General features: G+C 71.6%; 14 protein-coding genes. 8 read left to right on the top strand and 6 right to left on the bottom strand.

Annotation, left to right across the window (positions count from 1 at the left end; all coding sequences use genetic code 11):
• Positions 1-116: 116 nt before the first annotated feature.
• Both IF29_RS0125375 and IF29_RS0125370 read right to left on the bottom strand, forming a co-directional pair.
• Complete coding sequence (locus tag IF29_RS0125375) at positions 117-377, bottom strand: LLM class flavin-dependent oxidoreductase (RefSeq protein ID WP_030259268.1); 261 nt, start codon at positions 375-377, stop codon at positions 117-119.
• A 108-nt stretch (positions 378-485) separates the two neighbouring features.
• Positions 486-1,292 (bottom strand): class I SAM-dependent methyltransferase, encoded by an 807-nt coding sequence (locus tag IF29_RS0125370; protein ID WP_030259265.1) that lies wholly within the window; start codon positions 1,290-1,292, stop codon positions 486-488.
• Positions 1,293-1,471: 179 nt separating this feature from the next.
• On the opposite strand from IF29_RS0125370, the gene IF29_RS0125365 reads away from it, so the two are divergent.
• From IF29_RS0125365 to IF29_RS0125350, 4 genes are all read left to right on the top strand, one after another.
• Positions 1,472-1,888 (top strand): DUF3224 domain-containing protein, encoded by a 417-nt coding sequence (locus IF29_RS0125365; protein WP_063757596.1) that lies wholly within the window; start codon positions 1,472-1,474, stop codon positions 1,886-1,888.
• Between the two features lie 62 nt (positions 1,889-1,950).
• Positions 1,951-3,357: a dihydrolipoyl dehydrogenase gene (gene lpdA / locus IF29_RS0125360; protein ID WP_030259260.1), complete on the top strand. Its 1,407-nt coding sequence runs from the start codon at positions 1,951-1,953 to the stop codon at positions 3,355-3,357.
• Between the two features lie 54 nt (positions 3,358-3,411).
• Complete coding sequence (locus tag IF29_RS0125355) at positions 3,412-4,053, top strand: TetR/AcrR family transcriptional regulator (RefSeq protein WP_030259257.1); 642 nt, start codon at positions 3,412-3,414, stop codon at positions 4,051-4,053.
• Entirely contained in the window at positions 4,050-4,721 is a 672-nt protein-coding gene (locus IF29_RS0125350) for a VC0807 family protein (RefSeq protein ID WP_051725945.1), read from the top strand. Before IF29_RS0125355 ends, IF29_RS0125350 begins: the two co-directional genes overlap by 4 nt.
• On the opposite strand, the gene IF29_RS0125345 is transcribed toward IF29_RS0125350, so the two are convergent.
• On the bottom strand, positions 4,670-5,857 hold the full coding sequence (locus IF29_RS0125345) for a benzoate/H(+) symporter BenE family transporter (RefSeq protein WP_051725942.1): 1,188 nt from the start codon (positions 5,855-5,857) through the stop codon (positions 4,670-4,672). The two genes, IF29_RS0125350 and IF29_RS0125345, sit on opposite strands and share 52 nt — an antisense overlap.
• 64 nt (positions 5,858-5,921) lie before the next feature.
• Between IF29_RS0125345 and IF29_RS0125340 the strand changes: the two genes are divergently transcribed.
• Both IF29_RS0125340 and IF29_RS0125335 read left to right on the top strand, forming a co-directional pair.
• On the top strand, positions 5,922-6,506 hold the full coding sequence (locus tag IF29_RS0125340; RefSeq protein ID WP_084714904.1) for a helix-turn-helix domain-containing protein: 585 nt from the start codon (positions 5,922-5,924) through the stop codon (positions 6,504-6,506).
• Positions 6,507-6,667: 161 nt separating this feature from the next.
• Positions 6,668-7,519 (top strand): phosphatase PAP2 family protein, encoded by an 852-nt coding sequence (locus tag IF29_RS0125335; RefSeq protein WP_063757595.1) that lies wholly within the window; start codon positions 6,668-6,670, stop codon positions 7,517-7,519.
• A 36-nt stretch (positions 7,520-7,555) separates the two neighbouring features.
• Here IF29_RS0125335 and IF29_RS0125330 read toward each other — a convergent pair whose 3' ends face one another.
• The 3 genes from IF29_RS0125330 to IF29_RS0125320 form a co-directional block, all read right to left on the bottom strand.
• On the bottom strand, positions 7,556-8,137 hold the full coding sequence (locus tag IF29_RS0125330; RefSeq protein WP_030259242.1) for an acetate uptake transporter: 582 nt from the start codon (positions 8,135-8,137) through the stop codon (positions 7,556-7,558).
• Between the two features lie 246 nt (positions 8,138-8,383).
• Positions 8,384-10,840 (bottom strand): cellulase family glycosylhydrolase, encoded by a 2,457-nt coding sequence (locus IF29_RS46260; RefSeq protein WP_051725939.1) that lies wholly within the window; start codon positions 10,838-10,840, stop codon positions 8,384-8,386.
• Between the two features lie 96 nt (positions 10,841-10,936).
• The gene (locus IF29_RS0125320) at positions 10,937-13,609 is read right to left on the bottom strand and encodes a SpoIIE family protein phosphatase (protein WP_030259237.1); all 2,673 of its coding nucleotides are present in this window, start codon (positions 13,607-13,609) and stop codon (positions 10,937-10,939) included.
• Between the two features lie 246 nt (positions 13,610-13,855).
• Here IF29_RS0125320 and IF29_RS0125315 point away from each other — a divergent pair, with 246 nt between their 5' ends.
• Both IF29_RS0125315 and IF29_RS0125310 read left to right on the top strand, forming a co-directional pair.
• Positions 13,856-18,571, top strand: a complete 4,716-nt coding sequence (locus tag IF29_RS0125315) for a HAMP domain-containing protein (RefSeq protein WP_084714902.1) — start codon at positions 13,856-13,858, stop codon at positions 18,569-18,571.
• Between the two features lie 458 nt (positions 18,572-19,029).
• Positions 19,030-19,761 (top strand): response regulator, encoded by a 732-nt coding sequence (locus tag IF29_RS0125310; protein ID WP_030259232.1) that lies wholly within the window; start codon positions 19,030-19,032, stop codon positions 19,759-19,761.
• Positions 19,762-19,804: the final 43 nt, after the last annotated feature.

Raw genomic sequence — 19,804 nt, 5'->3', positions numbered from 1 at the left:
CCCGCCGCCCCGGCTCCTCGTAGTTGGCCGCGAGCGGAGCGAGCCACCCCAGCCACCAACACACCAACGAGCCCCATGGAAGTGGTGGTGGATCACCGGGAGCGAACACACACCGATCACCCGGCCACAGGACGGGGGCTCGGCAGCAAAACAGACCCCGCCGTGAGCAGCCGCAGGCGTGTCGTTGTGCCCGCGACAGCCGCCAACAGCACGAGCGGGTCGTTGTCGAGGCCGAACCCGCTGTCCAGGAGGCGGTTTCCGACTGCGACATGGTCGAAGCCCAGCTCCTCCGCGCGGCGTGCGGCATGGAGCACGCCGGCTCCGTCGTCGATCGGCCAGCGCGGCTGAAGTGAGACGCCGAGGCGAAGCAGGGGCATGGGACGGCCTTCCGCGTTGGTTCGGTAGTGACTGGGCGTCAGCCCGGCCGTGCTGTCGCCACGCTCCAACTGCCCTACTGCGCCCGTTCATTCCTCCAACGACAGCGCTCAGCCCCCGTTCCGCGGTGCTCGGGCGACGAGCAGAGGTTGGAAGAAGCCGGTGTCTTCCGGGAGTCGCCAGGTGATGTCCCGGAAGCCGGCATCCGCAACCGCTGCGGCGACCTCGTCCCGGGTCAGCGCCCAGGAGGTGGTGCGGCGGGTACGCACCGTCCAGTCCTCGGCCCCCGGGCCGTTGGGGCCGGCTGCTGGGTGCAGTTGGATGTGCTCCAGGTCGTACCGCTCTCCGTCCTCGTGCCAGTGCCAGAGCTGGAAACTGATGATGCGTCCCCTGGCGGTGTGGGCGACCTGGGGCGGTGTCGCTGAAGGGTGGTCGGTGCGGATCTGGTCGTAGCCCCGCATGCTGAGGAGCAGCAGGCCGTCCTCGCGCAACGCGGTTCGCATGGTGCGCAGAGCGGCGGCGATGTCGTCTCGGCTGAGCAGGTGCGCCAGCGCGTTGTCCGCGCAGACGACGGCGTCGAATCCGCCCGGGGTCACCGGCAGGTGGCGCATGTCCGCGGCTGCGGTCGGCAGAGTGAGGCCGCGTGAGCGGGCTTCCGCGCCGGCCCGCGCGGCGGCGCTCGGGCTGAGGTCGGTGCCGACCACTTGATGTCCCTGCGTCGCCAGGCCGATCGCCTGGGTGCCGATTCCGCAGGCGCAGTCCCAGATCTGCCGCGGTTGGTCGCCCAGTTCGGCACGGAGTATCCGGTCCAGCGCGACGCCTTGGCGCTGCACACTCGCATCCCAGTCGCCGTACAGGAAGTGGTAGTCGTCGGCGAGTTCGTCGTAGAAGGTCCGCACGGTACGGAGATCGGTCATTGGACGACGCTACGCCGAGGGATCGGATGTCTGCAGCTGGGTTTCCACGGTGGGGATCTCCGGCGACATGATCGATCCTCTCGGTCGCGGCAGCCGGCCCGGACTAGGGTTTCCCGCAGGCTTTGATTCGGCCTCAGCAGGTTCGGCCGGCCGTTGGCCGTCGAGGAGCGGGAGTTTCCATGTCCAGGCGAGTGACCAGCGCGTTCACCATCGACAGCTGGGAGGGGCAGCCGGGGGACTGGCACGGGGCGCAGTTGCAGCGTACCCAGGCTGCGAAGACGTTCACCGGTGAGCTGTCCGGGAGCAGCGCGCTGGAGGCGGTGATGCTCGGTGTTGGGGAGGACGTCTCGGCGTACGTCGCGGTGGAGCGGCTGGAGGTCGGGTTCGACGGGTTGAAGGGAAGCTTCTGCCTGCTGCACTCGGCGATGGCCAACGGCGACGACAACACCATGCGGCTGACGATCCTGCCGGGTTCCGGGACCGGTGATCTGGTGGGCCTGTCCGGCACCGCCGAGATCCTGCCGGGCCACGGGTTCGCCCTGGTGTACGAGCTCGGCGGCGAGGACGCCGGCGAGGCTGCGTCGCGCGTCGTGTGAGAGTCGGCACGCCTGCCCGGAATGCCGTCTCTGTTCCCTCCGGGCTGCCTAGGCTGTGGACTATGAGTACACATTTTGACGTCGTGGTTCTCGGTGCCGGCCCCGGCGGCTACACCGCCGCTGTCCGCTCGGCCCAGCTGGGCAAGCGGGTGGCGGTCATCGAGGAGAAGTACTGGGGCGGCGTATGCCTCAACGTGGGCTGCATCCCCTCCAAGGCGCTGCTGCGGAACGCCGAGCTGGCGCACATCTTCACGCAGGAGGCCAAGACCTTCGGCATCAAGGTCGAGGGCACCGTCACCTTCGACTACCGCGAGGCGTACCTCCGCAGCCGCAAGGTCGCCGAGGGGCGGGTCGCCGGCGTGCACTACCTGATGAAGAAGAACGGCATCACCGAGTACGACGGCCGCGGCACCTTCACCGACGACCACACCCTGCAGGTGGCCCTGCGGGCGGGTGGCACCGAGACGGTGACCTTCGACCACTGCATCATCGCCGCGGGTGCGACCACGCGTCTGCTGCCGGGCACCTCGTTGAGCGACCGGGTCGTCACCTACGAGGAGCAGATCCTCACCGACGCCCTCCCCGAGAGCATCGTGATCGCGGGTGCCGGCGCCATCGGGGTCGAGTTCGCCTATGTGCTGCACAACTACGGCGTGAAGGTGACCATCGTCGAGTTCCTCGACCGGATGGTGCCGCTGGAGGACGCCGAGGTCTCGGCCGAGCTGGCCAAGCGCTACCGCCGTCTGGGCATCGACGTGCTGACCTCCACCCGGGTGGAGTCGATCGACGACAGCGACCCCGCTGCCAAGGTGCGGGTCACCGTCAGCAAGAACGGGCAGCAGCAGGTCCTGGAGGCGGACAAGGTCCTGCAGGCGATTGGCTTCGCGCCGCGGGTGACCGGATACGGCCTGGAGAGCACCGGTGTCGGGCTGACCGAGCGCGGTGCCATCGACGTGGACGGGCGTGGTCGCACCAACGTGCCGCACATCTACGCGATCGGTGATGTCACCGCCAAGCTGATGCTGGCGCACGCCGCCGAGACGATGGCCGTGATCGCGGCCGAGACGATCGCCGGTGCGGAGACCATGGAGATCGACTTCGTCATGGTGCCGCGGGCGACCTACTGCCAGCCGCAGATCGCCAGCTTCGGCTGGACCGAGGCGCAGGCGCGTGAGCAGGGGTACGACGTCAAGGTGGTGAAGTTCCCCTTCACGGCCAACGGCAAGGCGCACGGTCTCGGGGACCCGGTCGGCTTCGTCAAGGTGATCAGCGACGGGAAGTACGGCGAGCTGCTGGGCGCGCACCTGATCGGGCCCGAGGTGACCGAGCTGCTCCCGGAGCTGACGCTGGCGCAGCAGTGGGACCTGACGGTGCACGAGGTCGCACGCAATGTCCACGCCCACCCGACGCTGGGCGAGGCGGTCAAGGAGGCGATCCACGGTCTCGCCGGGCACATGATCAATATGTGACGGCTCGGCCCGTTCGCCTTGCCACCTGTTACTCGCGCGAGTAATTTTTGACTCGTGCGAGTAACGAGTGGCGGCTCCGGGCAGGATGCGCCACCGTCGCGGTCCCTGGCCGCGACGGCGCGCAGGGCGCAGATCGTGGCGGCGACGATCGAGGTCATCGCCGAGGAGGGCTACGCCCGGGCGACCTTCAGCCGGATCGCCCAGCAGGCCGGTCTCTCCAGCACCCGGTTGATCTCGTACCACTTCGGCAGCCGCGACGAGCTCATGGAGCAGGTCCTGGTCGAGGTGGGGACCGGGGCCCAGCGGGCGATCGGCGAACAGGTGGCGGCCGAGACGACCGCGACCGGCCGGCTGCACGCCCGGATCGAGGCCCAGCTCCGCTGGATCGCCGCCTACCCCGGTCAGGTACGGGCCCTCTACGAGATCTCGATGAACGCCCGGGACGACGAGGGCGGGCTGCGCTACGGACCCGAGGCCTCGGCCGAGGCCAACCTCACCGAACTCGAGCCGATTCTGACTGCTGGTCAGCAGAGCGGCGAGTTCCGCGAGTTCGACGTCCGGCTGATGGGGCTGACGATCAAGTCCGGGATCGACGCGGCGATCGCCCGGATGTTCCAGCCGGCGGGGCTGACCGTCGACGAGTGCGTGCGGGAGATCACCACCTGGGTCGGGCTGGCCACCAGGAGGTTGCCATGACGCCGTCCGCCGCCGCACCCGCCCGCCCCACCGGCCCCAGCGGACGGCGCACGGTCCTGGTCCTGCTGGCCGACGTGGCGCTCCCCATCGGTGCCTTCTACGGTCTGCGGGCCGCCGGGCTGAGCACCTACGCCGCGCTGATCGTCTCCACGCTGGTCCCGCTCCTCAGCGCCCTGCTCCAGTACCGTCGCGAACGCCGGCTGGACGGTATGGCCGCCTATGTCGCCGCCGTGATGCTGCTGGCCCTGGCGGCGTCGCTGGTCAGCGGCAGCACCCGGTTCATGCTGGCCAAGGACGGCTGGGTGACCGGCGTTGCCGGGCTGTGGTTCCTCTGGACGGTGCGGACGAGCCGCCCGCTGGCCTTCGTGGGGGCGCGGCCGCTGCTGGAGGGCAGGTTCCGCTCCGACGGCACCTCCTGGGACGTGCTCTGGCAGGACTCCGCACGGTTCCGGCGGATCTGGCGGGTCTCGACCGCGATCTGGGGCGTGGCCATGATCCTGGACGGCGCGGTGCGGGTGCTGATGGCCTACACGCTGCCGGTGGACGTCGTGCCCGGTCTCGGCGGGCTGCTGTGGCCGGTCACCCTGGTGCTGCTGCAGGTCGTCAACGGCGTGTACTACGAGGTGGCCGGCCTGTGGCGGATCACCCGTTCCAGTCCCAGTGCGTAGAAGGCCAGCCCGGCGACCAGACCCCAGAACGGGGATCCGATGCCGAGCGCGGAGACTCCGGACGCGGTGACCACGAAGGTGACCACGGCCGCCTCGCGTCCCTTCTCCTCGGCGACCGCCGCACCCAGGGCCGAGCCGAGGGTGCCCAGCAGGGCGAGCCCGGCGACCGTCTCGATCAGCAGCGGGGGAGCGGCGACCAGCAGCGCCGTGGACACGCCGGCGCTGAGGCCGAGCACGATGTAGAGCGCGCCGGCGGTCACCGAGGCGATCCAGCGGCGCGACCGGTCCGGATGGGCGTCGGGTCCGGCGGCCAGGGCCGCGGTGATGGCGGCGAGATTCACCATGTAGGCGCCGCCGACGGCTCCGGCTGCCGTCGCCAGCCCGCTGCCCAGCAGCGCGGTCCGGAACGGCGGCCGGTAGCCGAAGTGGGTCAGCACGGCCAGGCCGGGTACGTTCTGCGCGGCCATGGTGATCACGTACAGCGGCAGCGCGATCCCGGCCACGGCGCCGAGGTGGAAGGCCGGTGCGGTGAAGGTGAGTGACGGCAGCAGCCCCGCTCCTGCCATGGACAGACCGGCCGGGCGCAGCACCAGCACGACGACGGTGGCGACCAGCGCGCCCGGAGTGGCCCAGCGCCGGGCGAACCTGGTGAGCAGGGCCCAGACGGCGATGACCGGCAGGGCGAGGGCGGGGAGCTTGACGGCCGCATGGACCGGTGCCAGGCACAGCGGCAGCAGCACGCCGGCCAGCAGCGCGGTCGCCAGCGGCCCGGGTATCGCGGCGATCAGGCGCCCCAGCGGGGCCCACAGCCCGGTGAGGGCGATCAGCAGTCCGCTGATCAGGAACGCGCCTACGGCCGCGGGATAGCCGCCGGTCTGGAGCCCGGCGCTGATGAGCAGCGCGGCCCCGGGTGTGGACCAGGCGAAACTCAGCGGCTGCCGGTAGCGCAGCCCCAGCACGACGGCCAGGCCGCCCATCGCCACGCAGAGCAGCAGCAGCCCGGACTCGGCCTGGTCCCGATCGGCCCCGACGCTGCGCAGCCCGGTCAGGACCACCACGAACGAGCTGGCGAAGCCCACCACGGCGGTGACCAGGCCCGCGCTCAACGGCCTGCCCAGGTCCTCCACGCGCTTCATCGATCTCCCTCGTCCCCTGGCGTTCCGTTTATGGAACGATAGGCCATCCGGGATACTGGGCGCCATGGTCGAGCGGAGCGCTGCCGAGGAGCAGGACGCGCAGGGAAACCGGTGGACGGCGGAGGCCGCCGCCGGGACCGGGCTGCTCATCCGTCGGCTCAGGGGCGAACGCGGCCTGAGCCTCTCGGAGTTGGCCCGTCGGGCCGGTATCGGCAAGGCCACGCTCTCCGGTCTGGAGACCGGGACGCGCAACCCGACGGCCGAGACCCTCTACGCCATCGCCGGTCAGCTGGGCGTGCCGCTCGCCGCGCTGCTCTCCGCGCCGGAGGCGGCCCCCACGGTCGAGGGCGAGGCGGTGAGCGCGAAGCTGCTCGAGGTGTTCCGCGACGGCGCGGTCAGCACCGAGCTCTACCGGTTGACCATCCGGCCCGGCGCGGTCCAAGTCTCCCCGGCCCATGCGCCGGGTGTGGTCGAGTACCTCACCGTGTTCTCCGGGACGGCCAGGGTGGGGCCGGTCGCCGCGCCGCAGGTGGTGGCCACGGGAGAGCACGCGTCCTGGGTGTCCGACGGCCCGCACAGCTACGCCGCGATCGGCGACGTCCCGGTCGAGGCCAGCCTGCTGATCCGACACCCGCTCACCACCGGTTGAGCGAAGCGCCGGCCATGCCGGAGTGGCGTCCGGTCGACTCCCGGGTGACGTCCGGGCGACACCCCGGGGACGGCGGCAGCACCCCGCGCGGACCACCCCGACCTGCGAGCTGTCGGTGGCGGCGGCTACGGTGAGGCAGCAACGGGGAAAGGGCACCCACCATGCAGAACCTCACCCTGTCCTGGCAGTCCGCCGGGGCGGTCGGTGCCGCGGTGTACGCGGCGTCCGTGCTGACGCGCCGCTCGGGCCGGGTCGGCGCCGGGCTGGTGCTGCGTGAGGCCGCGACGGTGATCGGCCTGTTCGCGCTCTGGCAGTTCGCCGGCCAGCTCAGCGTCATGGGCACGCAGGACGCGGTGACGCGCGGCGAGTGGATCTGGAACACCGAGCGGACGATCGGTCTGCCCAGCGAGTACACCCTGCAGCACTGGGTGCTTCCGCACCCCTGGCTGGTCCAGGGGGCCAACTACTACTACGCGACCATGCACTTCGGCGCCATGGTCGCCCTGCTGGCCTGGGTGTTCCTGCGTCATCGGGAGTCCTACACCTGGGTGCGGACGACCCTGATCCTGGTCACCGCCGCCTCGCTGGCGGTGCAGCTGGTACCGGTGGCGCCGCCGCGGCTGCTGCCGGGCGGCGGGATGGTGGACACGGCCCTGGTCTACGGGCAGTCGGTGTACGGGACCACGGTCGCCGGGCTGCAGGCGGACTCCTACTCCGCCATGCCCTCGGTGCACGTCGCCTGGTGCGTCATGGTCGCGGTCGCCGTGGTGCGGATCAGCCCCAGCCGCTGGCGCTGGCTGATCGTCGCCCACCCGGTGATCACCGTGGCCGTGGTGGTGGTGACGGCCAACCACTTCTGGCTCGACGGAGTGGCCGCGGTGGTCCTGTTGCTGCTCTCCTACCTGGTGCAGTGGCTGGCGCGACGGCTGCTGGGCCGCCGGGACGGCGACGGCGAGGGCCGACCGCCCCGAAAGGTGGCCGACCCCCGTACCGTCAGCGAGCCGGTGGGCTGAGGCCGGCTGCTGCGCCCCCCGGTGCGCGCCGTGCGGTCAGCGGACCGGGAGGGACACCCGGCCCCAGGCTCCGCCGGCGAGTGCCGAGGTCGCGCTGTACCAGGCGAGCAGTCCGGCCGCGGCCGCCACCCAGCCGGCGGCCTTCCCCACCGTTTCGTTTCCGCCCAGCGTGCTGACGGCGAGCAGGACCAGGGCGACGGTGAACAGGGCGTAGACCCCGCGCACCAGGTCGCCGCCGGACCAGTGGGCGAGGGTCAGGGTCAGTGCCAGCAGGGCCCAGAGCAGCAGGAAGAGTCCGGTCGCGTCCTTTCCTGCCGGTGCGGCCTGGGCCCAGGTGACCCAGAAGGCACCGAGCGCGAGGAACGCGGTGCCGGTGGCCGCGCTGCCGCCGCGGAACTCCAGCAGGCCGGAGACGAAGAGGGTGACACCGCCGACGAACAGCGCCAGGCTGCCGGCGTCCTTGACGCCGGCGCCGTTGAGGACGCCGGTGCTGAGCAGGCCGAAGGCGAGGAGGGTGAGGCCGAGGGCGAGGTAGCCGAGCGGAGCGGCTGCCGATCCGAGGGAGGCGGGCGCGGGGGAGGCGGTGCGGTTCTGTGCCACCGCGGCTTCGTTGCTCACGGGGGCTCCTTTCGACTGGTACCAGGGTGGGTTGGAGGGCGTGCCTGCTGTGCGCGCTGCGTAGTCGGGCGCCGTTGCCCGCCTCGCTCGATACCGCGCTGACGAGGTCGATCGGAGTTTTCCTGACAGTCGATCAGTACCCGTATGTGACGGTCAATCAACCCAACGTAATCAAGCATTTATCGGAGAACGCCGGACAGCGCATCCGAGCGGCTGCTAGGGGGACCGGGAACCGCCGCGGTCGGGTCAACGCACCGTCAGTCCGTAGCTCCCCGCGGTCCGCCCGGTCACCCGCCAGCCACCGCTCGCCCTGGTGACCTCCACGCCGGTCACCCCGACGGGCTGCACGGCGGGCTTCGCGCTCCCCGGGAACCACACGTCGAGGGAGCCCCTGCCGCTGCCGGCCAGCAGCAGGCTGCCGCCGTCCACCCGGAGCTGCGTCAACTGCCCTGGTGCGGCGCGTGGATAGGGCCGGTCCAGGATCGCGGTGACCGACGCCGCCACCGGCAGGACCTTTCCGGTGGCGCAGTCGACCCGTACCACGTTCCCCGCGGTCGCCGCCGCGGGATCGCTCTGCGGATCACCGCAGGCCTGCTTCCAGACCCAGACGGCGTCGCCCAGCTGCTGGGCGTCGGCGGCCTGGACGAAACGTTCCTGCTTCGCGGTGTCGGTGGAGCCGTCCCCGAACCAGCCCCACTCGCCGATCCACAGCGGCATTCCGTAGGCGTCCGCCTGCTGCCCGGCCAGGGTGAAGCCCTGCTCGATCGAGACCAGGGTGATCCCGCTGCCCTGGTCCATGGTGATCGACTCGTTGTAGAGGTGCGGGGCGAAGACCAGGTACGGGTCGTCGGAGAAGCCCTGCGGCGGTGCGGCGTCGAAGCCCAGCCCCGACCAGAGCACGCTCGGCTCGATGAACACCAGGTGCGGGAAGCCGCCCGACTCCTGGGCGCGGATCTCCTTCACCGCCCGCTGGTAGTAGGCGCCCAGCAGCACCGACGAGGTCACCGGGGCGTCGTCGCCGAAGCCGGGCTCGTTGAGCAGGCCGTAGCCCGCCACCGCCGGATCGTCCTTGAAGGTCCGCGCCAGCAGGCTCCAGGTGCGCACCAACTCGCCCTGGATGCCGTCGACATCGTGGTAGAAGTTGGTGAAAGCCGCGGCCACCGCAGGCGCGATGTCGCGTCCGGTGAACTGGCACGGTGAAGCGCCGTCGGTCAGCGTGGCCCACTGCGGCGCGCCGTCGTAGCCGAGCAGCGGATCGGTGCCGGACGGGCAGACCGTCCCGGCCGGAGCGCCGATGTAGCGGCTCCAGGCGTCCTGGTGCATGTCGATGTCGGTGTACATCCCGTGTGCCGCGGCCATCGCCACGGCCTGCTGGATGCGTTTCAGGTAGCCGGTGTCCCAGTGGCCGCGCTGCGGTTCCAGCAGCGACCAGGAGACGCTCAGCCGGACCACGTCGAAGCCCATCGCCGCCATCGCGGCGAAGTCGGCGTCGGTGAGCGGCTGCACGGTCGGCCTGCCCGAGCTGCCGGGTGCGTAGTCGACGAGCTGGTTGACGTTGACGCCGCGCAGCAGGACCTGCCGACCTTCGGCGTCCACGATCCGGGCGGGCGTGGTCCCCTTCGCCTGACGTACGGTCAGGGCAGGCAGCGGCTGACCCGCGGTGGCCGCCGCGGCGGCGGTGAGGACCGGTGTGGTGGTCGCCTCGGCGGGGGTCACCACGGACAGGCTCCAGGACGCCAGCGCGAGCACCACCGCCGAGGTGAGGACCGTCACCACCCGCCTGCGGGCCATCACGTCCAGCGCCCGGCTGAGCAGCAGCAGCGTCGGCAGCACGCCCCAGCCGAACGCCAGGCCCAGCGAGAGCCCGGCGCCGACCCGCACCGCCAGTTGCGGTGCGACCAGCCAGCCGGTCGGCAGCGCCAGGGCGGTCTGCACCAGCCCGGCCGCCGCGCCGCCGCCCATCGCCGCCAGCCAGCCGCCGAGCAGCAGCCGGGTCGGCCGCGCATAGCCGAAGTGCCGGGACGAGCGCACCAGCAGCACGGCCGAGACCACGGCGGCGACCACCAGTTCCACCGCGAACCGGCCCGGGCCCAGCGGGAGCGACCGCAGTGTCAGCCGTTCCCCGTAGAACGCCCCGACCGGGGAGCCCTCCCAGAGCATCGTCCCCACCAGCGGTCCGATCAGGGCGAGCGGCAGTGCGGTGCCGGTCAGCGACCAGCGCCAGCCGAAGCCGGTGTTCCTGGCCCCGGCGCGGGCGAAGAGCAGTGCGGCCAGCCCCGGCAGCCAGCCCACCAGCAGGGCCTGCTCGGCCGTGAGTCCGGAGGTCCACAGCGCCACCCGGGCGCCCTCCCGGGTCGGTACCTCGACCAGCAGTTGCAGTCCCCGGGCCAGTCCGGCGGCCAGTGCGGTGGTGCCCCAGACGCGCAGCAGGGTCCGCCACCGCCCGGCGCCCTCGCCGACGGTGACGGCGGCCGTCCAGCCGGTGACGGCGGCAGCCACCGGCAGGAACACCACCAGCCCGGTGAGGGACCACGGACCGTGCACCGGGCCGATCTCCAGCTGGGCCCGGGGCACCAGGGCGAGCAGCCCGGTCGGGTCGAGCAGGGCTTCGGCCGCGCACGCTCCGAGCAGTACCAGGGCGGCGCAGACGCCGGCCGTGGCACGGCGGGACCGGGAGACGGCGGGGCGGTCGGATCGGGGCACCGCATGATCGTAGGGAAGCGCCCCCGCCCGCACCAGGGGTCACACAAACCCCACCCAACCTGCTGGTACGCGCCGTCGGCCGGCTGGTACGCGCTGTCAGGGAGTGGGTACCCGCAGTGCCAGGATGGCCATGTCGTCGGAGGCGGGCTCCGGGGCGAACCGTTCCACCGCCCGCAGCACCCGGGCCGCCACCGCGCCCGCCGTCAGACCGGTGCAGCCGGACAGCACCTCGGCCAGCCCGTCGTCGCCCAGCATCCGGGAGCCCTCGCGGCGCTCGGTGATGCCGTCGGTGACGCACAGCAGCACGTCGCCCGGGTCGAGGACGAAGGTTTCCTCGACCAGTTCCAGGTCCTCGATGACGCCGAGCAGCGGCTGCGGCTCGGCCGCGGCCGAGACCGTCCCGTCCTGCTTCAGCCGCAGCGGCAGCGGATGGCCGGCGCAGACCGACCTGAGCTCGACGGTGCCGTCCTGACGGGGCGTCATCTCCCCGTACAGCAGCGTCAGGAAGCGACTGCGGGCGCCCTCGTCCAGGATCGCCGCGTTCAGCCGCTTCAGCACCTCGGGTGCGGACAGCCCCTCCCGGGCCAGCAGCCGCAGCGAGTGCCGGGCCAGTCCGGTCACCGAGGCGGCCTCGGGTCCGGTGCCGCAGACGTCCCCGATGGCGAAGCCGTACGTGCCCTCGCGGATGGTGAAGACGTCGTAGAAGTCGCCGCCGACCTCGTTGCCCTCGCCCGCGGCGCGGTAGATGACCTCGACCTCGACCCCGGGGATCTTCGGCAGGTCCGGCGGCAGCAGGCTGCGCTGCAGCGCCCTGCTGATCGCGGTGCGCTCGGAGTACAGCCGGGCGTTGTCCAGCGCCAGCGCGGCCCTGCGGGAGAGGTCCTCGGCGAGTTCAAGGATCTCCCGGCGGAACTTCTCGTCGGCGGCCTTGCCCAGGGTCAGCATCCCGATCACCCGGTTCCGCGCCACCAGCGGCAGCACCACGGTCTCCCCGCCCACCGTCGCCGCCGTCGCCAGCGCCGTGGCCGGGCCGGAACCGGGGGTGGGCCGGGTGGTGCCGCCGCGGCCCAGGCTACGCAGCGAGACCCGCATCGCGGCGTCGTGGGCCTCCTCGGCGGGGGCGCGCCAGTCGCGGGCACCGGGCAGGTTCAGCGGTTCGGGCGGGGGGATCCGGGCCAGCAGCTCCCGCAGCCCGTCGATCTGGTCCTCGTCCTCGTGCAGCACGAACGCCAGCTCCGGCGAGGAGTGCTCGGAGATGGTGTAGACGGCGCACCAGGCGGCCAGCGTCGGCACGGTCATCTGGGCCATCAGCGCCAGCGTCTGGTCCCGTTCCAGCGTCCCCGCGAGCAGGTCCGACGCCTCCACCAGGAACGACAGCGAGCCCCTGCGCAGCCGTTCCAGCTCGGTCAGCCGGGCGCTCTCCACCGCCAGGGCGATCCGGTCGGCGGCGAACTGCAGCCGCAGCGCGTCCTCGTTGCGGTACTGCCCGGTGGCCTGGGCCGCGACGCCCAGCGAACCGGTGAGCCGGCCCTCGACCTTCAGCGGCACGGTCACCACCGAGCGCAGCCCGGTCCCGGTCAGCAGCGGGACCGCGCCCTGCTGGTCGGTGAGGTCGTCGTGGACGGCGGGCAGCCGGGCCGAGCCGTAGCGTCCCGCGCAGGCCTCGACCGGCACCCGGGCGAAACGCTGCCGTCCGGACGGCAGGCCGCAGCTGGCCCGTACCTCCAGCTCGGTCTCGTCGTCGGTGGCCAGCAGCAGGTAGGCGGCGTCGCCGTCCAGCATGTCCCTGGCCCGCTCGACGGTCCGCTGCAGCAGTCCGTCCAGGTCGTCGGGGGCGGGGGAGCCGATGAAGGCGTCGAAGGAGGTCGGACTGCCGGCGCTGTCGTGCTGGGCGCCGCCGGCGATGCCGTCCAGCGGCTGGCCGCGGAACGGGGACTGCAGCACGGCCCGCTCCAGGTCGCGGACCAGCAGGCAGACCGTGGAGGCCACGCCCTCGCTGTCGCGGACCCGCAGATGCGATCCGTACACCGGGATGGTCCGGCCGTCGCCGCAGCGCACCCCGTAGCTGCCCTCCCAGCGGGAGAGCCGCAGCGCCTCCTCCAGGCCGAGGCCGGTGCCGGGGGTCTGCGGCCAGGCCGCGAAACCGCTGAGCGGCTTGCCCAGCACCTCGGCCGCGGGCAGCGAGAACAGCTGCTCGGCGTCCTGGTTCCAGCCGGTCACCACGCCCTCGGAGTCCACCCGCACCACGGCGACCAGTACCGCGGAGTCGGCTGCGGGCAGCAGCCGGTCCGGCACCTGCGGTCCGGCGAAGCGGGTGCCGGCGGCCCGGGCCGGGAGGTCGAGCCGGAACCAGACCCGCTTGCGGGTCGGCGTGTAGTCAACCCCCCAGCGGGTCGCAAGGGCGGCGCACAGCAGCAGACCGCGCCCTCCCTCGCGCTCCAGTTCCGCCGGGCCGACCTCGAACGCCGGATCCTCGCCAGGGGCGCCCGCGCCGTTGGTGTAGGTGCCGTCGTAGAGCGGCACGGTGCGCTTGGGATAGCGGTCGGCGACCTCGATCCTGATGCCCGCCTCGTCCCGCAGACAGGTCACCTCGGCCGCCGTCCCTGCGTGCACCACGGCATTGGTCACCAGTTCGCTGACCAGCACCACCGCGTCGTCCACGACCTCGGAGAAGCCCCACCCCTGCAGGGTGTCGCGGACGAATCCGCGCGCGGACGCCACGGAGCGGCCTACCGGCTCGAACGTGGCGGCTGCCCGCGCGGTGACCACGAGGTGACTCCTCTGCTCTGTGCTGGGGACAACGGCCCTCAGGCCGCAAGGTTACTTTTTTTGACTGTCGCTCCGTGCCCGATCGGCAAGCCGATACCCCGCGCCACCCCTCACGCAACCCCCGATGGTCGCTAGATTGTGGGTACAGGACAGGCGTCTTCGCCCGCACCCGCCCCGGACAACGTACCGGGCCCGGCGGATGTGAGGTGTGGCACGGTGCCGGTCGGCAACTCTGGAGGGACCCCGGTGGAATCTGGCAGGGCGACAGCAACGGCAGCGGCCCGTGGCGGCAGGAGCCGCCGGAACCGGGGCGCCGACGCGGCGGACCTGCGCAAGCTGCTCGCCGCGCTGACGGCCATGCGCGACGGCAACTTCCGCAGAAGGATGACCGTTCCCGGCGACTCGGTGATGGCGGAGGTCGCCGCGGTCTTCAACGAGATCGCCGAGCGCAACCAGCACCTGACCGGCGAGCTCGCCCGGGTCCGCCGGGCGGTCGGACGCGAGGGCCGGCTCTCCGAACGGCTCGAAGTCGGCGCCGGCGAGGGCGCCTGGGGCGCGGCGGTGGACAACTGCAACGCCCTGATCGACGACCTGGCCCGGCCGATGGCCGAGGTCGGCCGGGTGCTCGGCTCCATCGCCGAGGGCGACCTGGACCAGCGGATGGAGCTGCGCGCCATCGGCCCCGACGGCGGCACCCATCCGCTGCGCGGCGAGTTCCTCAAGGTCGGCCGCACCGTCAACGGCCTGGTGGCCTCGCTGTCGGAGTTCACCGACGAGGTGACCCGGGTGGCCATCGAGGTCGGCACCGAGGGAAAGCTCGGCGGCCAGGCCCGGGTCCGCGGGGTGTCCGGCAGTTGGAAGGACCTCACCGACTCGGTGAACATGATGGCCAGTCGGCTGACCGCGCAGGTGCGCGACATCGCCCTGGTCACCACGGCGGTCGCCAAGGGCGACCTGTCCAACAAGGTCACCGTCCATGTCGCGGGCGAGATGCTGGAGTTGAAGAACACCGTCAACACGATGGTGGACCAGCTCTCCTCGTTCGCCTCCGAGGTCACCAGGGTGGCCCGCGAGGTCGGCACCGAGGGGCGGCTGGGCGGGCAGGCCACCGTCCCGGGCGTGGCCGGGACCTGGAAGGACCTGACCGACAACGTCAACCTGATGGCGACCAACCTGACCGTGCAGGTCCGCAACATCGCCCAGGTGACCACGGCGGTGGCCCGCGGCGACCTGTCGCAGACCATCGAGGTCGACGCCCGCGGCGAGATCATGGAGTTGAAGAACACCATCAACACCATGGTCGACCAGCTCTCCGGCTTCGCCGAGCAGGTGACCCGGGTGGCCCGCGAGGTGGGCACCGACGGCATCCTGGGCGGCCAGGCGATGGTCCCGGGCGCCGCCGGGGTCTGGCGGGACCTCACCGAGAACGTCAACTCCATGGCCGGGAACCTGACCGGCCAGGTCCGCAACATCGCCCAGGTGGCGACCGCGGTGGCCAAGGGCGACCTGTCGCAGAAGATCACGGTCGACGCCCGCGGCGAGATCCTGGAGCTGAAGACCACCCTGAACACCATGGTCGACCAGCTGTCGGCGTTCGCCGACGAGGTGACCCGGGTGGCCCGCGAGGTCGGCACCGAGGGGACGCTGGGCGGCCAGGCCACCGTCCCCGGGGTCTCCGGGACCTGGAAGGACCTGACCGACAACGTCAACTTCATGGCCAACAACCTGACCGGGCAGGTCCGCAACATCGCCCAGGTCACCACGGCCGTGGCCAAGGGCGACCTGTCCAAGAAGATCACCGTCTCGGCCCGCGGCGAGATCCTGGAGCTGGTCACCACCGTCAACACCATGGTCGACCAGCTCTCGGTGTTCGCCGACGAGGTGACCCGGGTGGCCCGCGAGGTGGGCACCGAGGGCATCCTGGGCGGCCAGGCCCGGGTCAAGGGCGTCTCCGGGATCTGGAGCGACCTGGCCGACAACGTCAACTACATGGCCAGCAACCTGACCGGGCAGGTCCGCAACATCGCCCTGGTGGCCAAGGCGGTGGCCGGCGGCGACCTGTCCAAGAAGATCACCATCGAGGCCCAGGGCGAGGTCGCGGGGCTGGCCGACACCATGAACACCATGGTGGACCAGCTGTCGGCGTTCGCCGACGAGGTCACCCGCGTGGCCCGCGAGGTGGGCACCGACGGGACCCTGGGCGGGCAGGCCCGGGTGGCCGGTGTGGCCGGCATCTGGAAGGACCTGACCGACAACGTCAACCAGATGGCCAGCAACCTGACCGGGCAGGTCCGCAACATCGCCCTGGTGACCACCGCGGTGGCCAAGGGCGACCTGTCCAAGAAGATCGACGTGGACGCCCGCGGCGAGATCCTGGAGCTCAAGACCACCATCAACACCATGGTGGACCAGCTGTCGGCGTTCGCCGACGAGGTCACCCGCGTCGCCCGCGAGGTGGGCACCGACGGACGGCTGGGCGGCCAGGCCCGGGTGCCCGGCGTGGCCGGCACCTGGCAGGACCTCACCGAGTCGGTGAACGAGCTGGCCGGGAACCTGACCCGGCAGGTGCGCGCCATCGCCCAGGTCGCCACCGCGGTGACCAGGGGCGACCTCAGCCTGCGGATCGACGTGGACGCGTCCGGAGAGCTCGACGAGCTCAAGGACAACATCAACCAGATGATCGCCAACCTGCGCGAGACCACCCGCACCAACCAGGAGCAGGACTGGCTGAAGACCAACCTCGCCAGGATCTCCGGCCTGATGCAGGGCCGCCGCGACCTGGAGGCGGTGGCCTCGCTGATCATGAGCGAGCTCACCCCGGTGGTCTCGGCCCAGCACGGCGCCTTCTTCCTGGCCCAGCCGGGCAGCCGGCCGCCGGAGCTGGTCCCGGAGGACGAGGACGACGGCGACCTGATCCTGCGTCTGATCGGCTCCTACGGCTACCAGCGCCGGGCCATGCCGACCACCTTCAAGCCCGGCGAGTCGCTGATCGGGCAGGCAGCGGTGGAGAAGCGGCCGATCCTGCTCACCTCGGCCCCGCCCGGCTACCTCAAGATCGCCTCCGGCCTGGGCGAGGCCGCGCCGGTCAACGTCATCGTGATGCCGGTGCTGTTCGAGGGCCGGCTGCTGGGCATCATCGAACTGGCCTCGTTCAACGCCTTCAACAAGGTCAGCCTGGACTTCCTGGACCAGATCGCCGAGATGATCGGGGTCACCGTCAACACCATCTCGGTCAACACCAAGACCGAGGGGCTGCTGCTGGAGTCCCAGCGGCTCACCGCCGAACTCTCGATGCGGTCGGCCGAGTTGGAGGCCCGGCAGGAGGAACTGCAGCGCTCCAATGCCGAGTTGGAGGAGAAGGCCGAGCTGCTGGCCACCCAGAACCGCGACATCGAGATCAAGAACTCGGAGATCGAGGAGGCGCGGCAGGTTCTGGAGGAGCGCGCGGAGCAGCTCGCACTCTCCTCGCGCTACAAGTCCGAGTTCCTGGCCAACATGTCGCACGAGCTGCGCACCCCGCTCAACTCGCTGCTGATCCTGGCCAAACTGCTCACCGACAACGCCGAGGGCAACCTCAGCCCCAAGCAGGTCGAGTTCGCCGAGACCATCCACGGCGCGGGTTCCGACCTGCTCCAGCTGATCAACGACATCCTGGACCTGTCCAAGGTCGAGGCCGGGAAGATGGACGTCCGCCCGGCCCGGATCGCGCTGGTCCAGCTGGTCGACTACGTCGAGGCGACGTTCCGTCCGCTCACCGCGGACAAGGGGCTGGACTTCGCGGTACGGGTCTCGGCGGAACTGCCGGTGACCCTGCACACCGACGAGCAGCGGCTCCAGCAGGTGCTGCGCAACCTGCTGTCCAACGCGGTGAAGTTCACCGACTCCGGCGCCGTCGAGCTGCTGATCCAGCCCGCCGGCAGCGCCACCGGACAGCATCCGATCCCGCAGCACATCCAGGAGCAGCTGCTGGAGACCGGCGCCATCAGCGACCCCGACGAGCCGCTGATCGCCTTCTCGGTCACCGACACCGGCATCGGCATCCCGCAGAACAAGCTCCGCGAGATCTTCGAGGCCTTCAAGCAGGCGGACGGCACCACCAGCCGCAAGTACGGCGGCACCGGCCTCGGACTGTCCATCAGCCGGGAGATCGCCCGGCTGCTCGGCGGCGAGATCCACGCCGACAGCGAGTTGGAGCGCGGCAGCACCTTCACGCTGTTCCTCCCGTTGGACTCCGGACAGGACACCCCCGGGGCCGTGGACGCGCATCCGTCCGACGTCTGGGGACGGCACCTGGCGCCGGGCACCAGCCCGGCCCAGCTCTGGGCCGACGAGGTCCGCGAGGCGGCCCAGGAGCGCCGTCGCGAGGCCGCGGCGCTGGCGGCCGCGCTGCCGCGCCCGGCGGTGGAGCCGGCCCGTCCCTCGTCGCCGGCGTGGCAGAACGGGCAGGGATCCAACGGCCAGGAGTCCAACGGCCAGGGCCCGGTCGTGCCGGAGGAGTGCCGGGACGAGGCCGCGGACCAGTCGGAGGAACTGCCGGTACCGGTGGACGGCTTCCTGCCGTCCGGTCCCTTCGGCGGCTACTTCGAGGGCGAGAAGGTGCTGATCGTCGACGACGACATCCGCAACGTCTTCGCGCTCACCAGCGTGCTGGAGCAGTACGGCCTGACGGTCCTCTACGCGGAGAACGGCCGCGAGGGCATCGAGGTGCTGGAGCAGCACGAGGACGTGGCGGTGGTGCTGATGGACATCATGATGCCGGAGATGGACGGCTACGCCACCACCGAGGCGATCCGCAGGATGCCCCAGTTCACCGGCCTGCCGATCATCGCGCTCACCGCCAAGGCGATGAAGGGCGACAAGGAGAAGAGTCTGGCCGCAGGGGCCTCGGACCACGTCACCAAGCCGGTGGACACCGACCATCTGCTCGCGGTCATGGAGCACTGGCTGCGCGCCAGGAGGTAGCGGGGGCCGATTCGGGGCCGGTGTCCAGCGGGTGCCCGCGACAGCGAGCATCCGTCCAGGCGCACCGCCGTGGGCAGGGCTGTTCGTCTGCGGCACGGAACCGGCACGGAACCGCCACGGCCCGCGCAGATTCGACTGCGGGACCGGGGGCAGACGAGGGACACCGCGGCATCGGTGTGCCTCCGGCGCCCCTCGGACGCGCAGGCGTCGGATCTGCCCCCACTCGTAGGGGTGGTGGCAGCGTCCGAAGGGAACCGGCTAGGGTCACTCCGCGTTGCCAGAGGTATCGGCTGGGTCACCAGGGACCGTACCTGGACACTCCTGAGGCGCGGATTGACGGTGGCATGGGTGGCGGGCAGTGAGGTGCGGCTAGCATGACCGTGACGAGCACGAACGGCAGCGGCACCAGGAGCCGCGAGACGTCCACCGGGGTGGCCCCGGGGCGAGGAGGGCGGGCCATGGTGCAGAAGGCCAAGATCCTCCTGGTCGACGACCGGCCGGAGAACCTGCTGGCGCTGGAGGCGATCCTCTCGGCGCTGGACCAGACCCTGGTCCGGGCGTCCTCCGGGGAGGAAGCGCTCAAGGCGCTGCTCACCGACGACTTCGCGGTGATTCTGCTGGACGTCCAGATGCCGGGCATGGACGGTTTCGAGACCGCCGCCCACATCAAGCGGCGCGAGCGCACCCGCGACATCCCGATCATCTTCCTCACCGCGATCAACCACGGCCCGCACCACACCTTCCGGGGCTATGCGGCCGGCGCGGTGGACTACATCTCCAAGCCGTTCGACCCCTGGGTGCTGCGCGCCAAGGTCTCCGTCTTCGTCGAGCTCTACATGAAGAACTGCCAGCTCAAGGAGCAGGCGGCGCTGCTGCGCCTGCAGTTGGACGGCGGCGCGCCCACCGCCAACGGCAGTGGCAGCAACGGCAGCGGGGCCGGATCCGGCTCCGAGGCGGTCCGCCGTGGCGCCCCCGGCGGCGGCCTGCTGGCCGAGCTCTCGGCCCGGCTCGCCGCGGTCGAGGAGCAGGCGGAGGCACTGACCAAGCAACTGGACGAGTCGGCGGACCCGGCGGCGGTCGCCACCGCGACGCACCTGGAGCGCAAGCTCTCCGGCCTGCGCCGGGCGCTGGACGCACTGGAGCCGGGCACCCCCGGAGCGGGCAGCAGCACTGCCGGCGCCGGGAGCTGACGCCCCGCCGGACCGACCGGCCGACGGGCGCGCCGCACTGCGG

The sequence above is a fragment of the Streptacidiphilus jeojiense genome, from assembly GCF_000719095.1.
Lineage (GTDB): Bacteria > Actinomycetota > Actinomycetes > Streptomycetales > Streptomycetaceae > Streptacidiphilus > Streptacidiphilus jeojiensis.
This window is presented reverse-complemented; position numbering and strand designations above follow the sequence as displayed.